The 3,729-nt window shown below is 60.3% G+C and carries 6 protein-coding genes; 4 read left to right on the forward strand and 2 right to left on the reverse strand.

Features of this window, described 5'->3' with window-relative positions:
* The first annotated feature begins 223 nt into the window (after window positions 1-223).
* Window positions 224-1,141, forward strand: a complete 918-nt coding sequence (locus HS053_RS21945; RefSeq protein ID WP_174213371.1) for a DUF1403 family protein — start codon at window positions 224-226, stop codon at window positions 1,139-1,141.
* Between the two features lie 2 nt (window positions 1,142-1,143).
* The gene (gene scpB, locus HS053_RS21950) at window positions 1,144-1,779 is read left to right on the forward strand and encodes an SMC-Scp complex subunit ScpB (RefSeq protein ID WP_174213372.1); all 636 of its coding nucleotides are present in this window, start codon (window positions 1,144-1,146) and stop codon (window positions 1,777-1,779) included.
* Window positions 1,780-1,878: 99 nt separating this feature from the next.
* Here scpB and HS053_RS21955 read toward each other — a convergent pair whose 3' ends face one another.
* Both HS053_RS21955 and HS053_RS21960 read right to left on the reverse strand, forming a co-directional pair.
* Window positions 1,879-2,142 (reverse strand): DUF3892 domain-containing protein, encoded by a 264-nt coding sequence (locus tag HS053_RS21955; RefSeq protein ID WP_174213373.1) that lies wholly within the window; start codon window positions 2,140-2,142, stop codon window positions 1,879-1,881.
* Between the two features lie 57 nt (window positions 2,143-2,199).
* Entirely contained in the window at window positions 2,200-2,337 is a 138-nt protein-coding gene (locus tag HS053_RS21960; RefSeq protein ID WP_174213374.1) for a hypothetical protein, read from the reverse strand.
* A gap of 151 nt (window positions 2,338-2,488) precedes the next feature.
* On the opposite strand from HS053_RS21960, the gene HS053_RS21965 reads away from it, so the two are divergent.
* Both HS053_RS21965 and HS053_RS21970 read left to right on the forward strand, forming a co-directional pair.
* Complete coding sequence (locus tag HS053_RS21965) at window positions 2,489-2,836, forward strand: helix-turn-helix domain-containing protein (RefSeq protein ID WP_174213375.1); 348 nt, start codon at window positions 2,489-2,491, stop codon at window positions 2,834-2,836.
* Window positions 2,833-3,657 (forward strand): ImmA/IrrE family metallo-endopeptidase, encoded by an 825-nt coding sequence (locus tag HS053_RS21970; RefSeq protein WP_174213376.1) that lies wholly within the window; start codon window positions 2,833-2,835, stop codon window positions 3,655-3,657. Before HS053_RS21965 ends, HS053_RS21970 begins: the two co-directional genes overlap by 4 nt.
* Window positions 3,658-3,729: the final 72 nt, after the last annotated feature.

The following is a 3,729-nucleotide window of genomic DNA, read 5'->3' on the forward strand; positions in this document are numbered from 1 at the left end:
ACCGCGCCAGAATCTCATGAACCCCGGCATGTTCTTCGACGAAGTGCTTGAATCTCACGAATTCCGGTCATCCGACAATCTGGGGCGTTTTGGTCATGCTTGTGAGCTTATCGTCTTGACGTCCGATAATGCAATCTTATTGGACATCATGCAAAAAGGACAGGCGCGGCGGATATAGAGAACATAAATGGTTTAAAACGCCGATGCTTGCTAGCATTCTTCCATGTCCCGTGCCCTGAAATCTCCTAAGCTCGCCCCGAATCCTCCGGCCCTGCCGCGATGGGTCCGGCAGGGTGTGGGTCGCGATGACGTTGAAACGGCGATGTTTTCTGCCGGTGCAGTTCTCGCGGCTCTCGATCCGATTGCCCGGTCCGACGATCCGGTTGGTATCCTCTGGCGCAAGCGGCTGGCGCTCTCTGCCGCAGCGGCTGTTTGCCAGCTGGAAGGGCGCCGGGAGGGCGAAGCGCAGCTGCGGGACGCCTTTGCCCTGCGCAAACCCGGCGATGATCCCGGCCCCGCCGGGCGGATGCTGATTGGCTGGCGTGCCCTGGGCGAGGCGCGGGCGCTGAGATCAACCGACTGGCCCGCGCGCTTGCCCGGCTTCTTCGATTTGCCACTCGAGCCGGGCGCTGAGGTGTTGCGTGACATCGGGACGCGGTTTGTCGGGCGCATTCCGCCTCTGCACTTCGCAGCCGAAGCCGCGCGGGAGGTTCTCGCCCTCGGCCCGACCTGGCGTGGATTGGCGCTCTGGTTGGCGGATGCTCTTTTGGCCCGGGCGCTCGGCTGGGATCGGCCAGTGCAGTTGCTCGCAGCGCATCTGCCGCGCGCGGCCTTCAGGATGGAAGGCGAGGCATGGGTTGCGGCCTGTACTGTGGCCTGGGGCAGGGCGGCGGTGACCGCCTGCGATCTGCACGTCGATCTGACCCGCCGCGCCACGGCTCTGCGCGCGGCACATCTGCGGCGGCCGGGAAAAGACACGGCCGCCATCATTGCCGCTTTACTGACCGAGGATGCTATAACCGCTCAGGCCGGGGCGGAGGCGAGTGACCGCGCGGCGCGGCGGCTGTTTGATCGTCTGACGTCACTCGGGCTGGTGCGCGAACTGACCGGACGGCCGACCTTCCGGCTGTACGGGTTGTGACGATGGCCCAGAAATCTGCCGAGCCGCTGGACACCGAACTTACCGATCTGCCGCAGGCCTTGCGCTGGCGGGAATGGATGGCGCGTGTGGAGGCGGTGCTCTTTGCATCCTCCGAGCCGGTGGGCCGCGACGTGTTGGTCCGGGTGGTCGGCCGGGACTGCGCCCTCGATCTGCTGATCGAGGACATTTCTGCCGAACTCGCTGGGCGCCCCTATGAGATTGCCCGCGTTGCAGGCGGCTGGCAGTTCCGCAGCCGGCCGCAATATGCGGCAACTATCCGCATGGCGCGCGGTGAGGGTGATGCCACTCGCGACCTGACTCAGAATGAGGCGCTGGTTCTGACGATTATCGCCTATATGCAGCCGGTCACCCGTGGTGCGATCTCGGGCCTGACCGGCCGGGAAGTCAGCCGCGATCTGATCGCCCGCCTGCACCGGCAGGCTCTGATTGCCCGTGGCCCGCGCAGCCCGGAACCCGGCGCGCCCTATACCTATGTCACTACGCCGGGGTTTCTGGTGCAGTTCGGGCTGGAAACACTGCGCGACCTGCCAGACCTCGAGGCGCTGGAAGATGCCGGGCTGCTGAAGCCGGTTGCGGACATCGCGCTGGATCTGCCGATTGTGGGTGAAGGTGAGTGAGCCGTATTCGTGCGCGCCCGGTGAAGGTAAGAGGGTGACCGAGGCACACTCGAGGGCGAGCCCAGCCAATCGGCAGGCTCGCCTTAGTCGCTTCTCAACTCAACAGTCCGGAAGATTATCCAGGTTGTTGCTTGATGCCTTGTCGGCCGTCGACCGCAGGTACTTTCCGCTTGCACCATTGACAACATTCACGTTCACACGGGTGGTGCCGGGACGCTGCACATAATAAGTATGCAGGCCACCCTCGATGTCTCGAATGGCATCGGCCTTCGAGCGAGGCGACCAAATCGCGCCAGATTGGCACAGTTTGGTAATGTCTCCGTCACGGTCTTTACCCGATGCGGTAACTTGGCGATCAGCCATAGTTCTGTCCTTTTCATTTGATGAGGCTTCCGGGCTTGCCCGGAAGCGCTTTGAGTATCACTTCTTGTTCGGACGCTGAGTCAGTGCCGAAGCTGCTGCGGTCTTCGCGGCCGCGCTGGATTTCGGATTGCTCAGAACCTTCGATGCAGCCGACGCAGCCCGAGCGCTGGTAACCTCCTTGTTCGATTTTGCCATGGTATTCACCCCCTTTCGATGTTTGGGTTGACGATGTCGCTGGTCGTGTAGTACTTTGCTACGAAAACGTAGGGCGATCAGTCAGAGTAAAAGGCCCACCAGCAGTGAACCTTAAGAATCGGAAAGCCTACGATAAAGTAGGATTACTATAATGAGCAACGTAGTGTCAAGATCTGAGGATCAGGATGGGATTTTCTCGGCGCGGCTCCGACAGGCCCGTGAATTACGTGGGCTAAACCAAAGCGACCTGGGGAAGCTGACGGGACTACAGCCGGCCGCCATCGGGCATTTTGAAGCAAATCGGCGTAAGCCATCCTTCGCAAATATCAGATCACTGGCACGCGCGCTAAATGTGTCTTCGGACTTCCTACTCGGTAGGACCGCATCGATTGAAGGAGCCACGACGGCATTCCGAGGTGAAGAGAACCTCACCGATGCTGACCGTCAGAGTATCCAGATGATGATTGATATGTTTGCAGAGCGCCGGGGGAAGGAATGACATTGCCGAAGTTTCGCCTGCGGCAGGCCAGGCAGCGAGGCGAAGCTGTGGCCAAAGAGTTTGGATTCTTCTCGCTTCCCGTGGATCCGTTCAAAATCGCCGAAGCGTCAGATATTCTCGTCCAAGGCAATGATGCTGGGCAGCCAGGCATGAGCGGTTGCATCATTTTTCAGGGCGACAGCGTTGGGATTATTTACTCCACACACATCAGGAGCGAAGGCTTCCGTCGGTTCACGGTTGCACATGAGCTGGGTCATTATTTCCTTGAAGGGCACCCGGAGGAGATACAGAAATCCTCTGGAACGCATGTTTCTCGAGCAGGCTTCACCGAGGGTTCGAGCTCTATCGAGTTGGAAGCCGATCATTTTGCATCAGGTCTGTTGATGCCCACGACCCATGTGCGCGAAGTGCTACTGGGTTCTCCTGTCGGCTTGCAAGGTATAGAGACCCTTGCCCGGGAGGCGCAAGCATCGCTTACGGCGGCGGCGATCAGGGCGGCGGAGTGCGCTCCGTACCCTATGGCCGTTATAGTTAGCCGCGGAGCCGAGATCTCGTATAGTTTCATGCCCGATAGCTTTAAGGCGCTTCCGGGTGTGCACTACTTACGCAAAGGGACATCGCTGCCTGACACCGCAACGCGGGCATTCAATGTGGATTCGGGAAATATTGCTCAGGGTAGGCGACATTGCGCGCCAGCGAGTTTGAGGCGCTGGTTCGAGGGGGCCGCGAGCCGGGCTCTTGACGAGGAGATCATAGGCTTGGGGAGCTATGGTCTTACGCTAACGGTGCTTTCCAGCGAGCAACTTCAGGACGATCCGTAAGCGTTTCCTGGGCGGCACCTTCCCAGTTTTTGCCTGACCTGCGACTCCGCGCCTGAATGATATCGGGCAGGA

This window comes from Tabrizicola fusiformis (genome assembly GCF_013328815.1).
In the GTDB taxonomy this organism is placed as follows: domain Bacteria; phylum Pseudomonadota; class Alphaproteobacteria; order Rhodobacterales; family Rhodobacteraceae; genus Fuscibacter.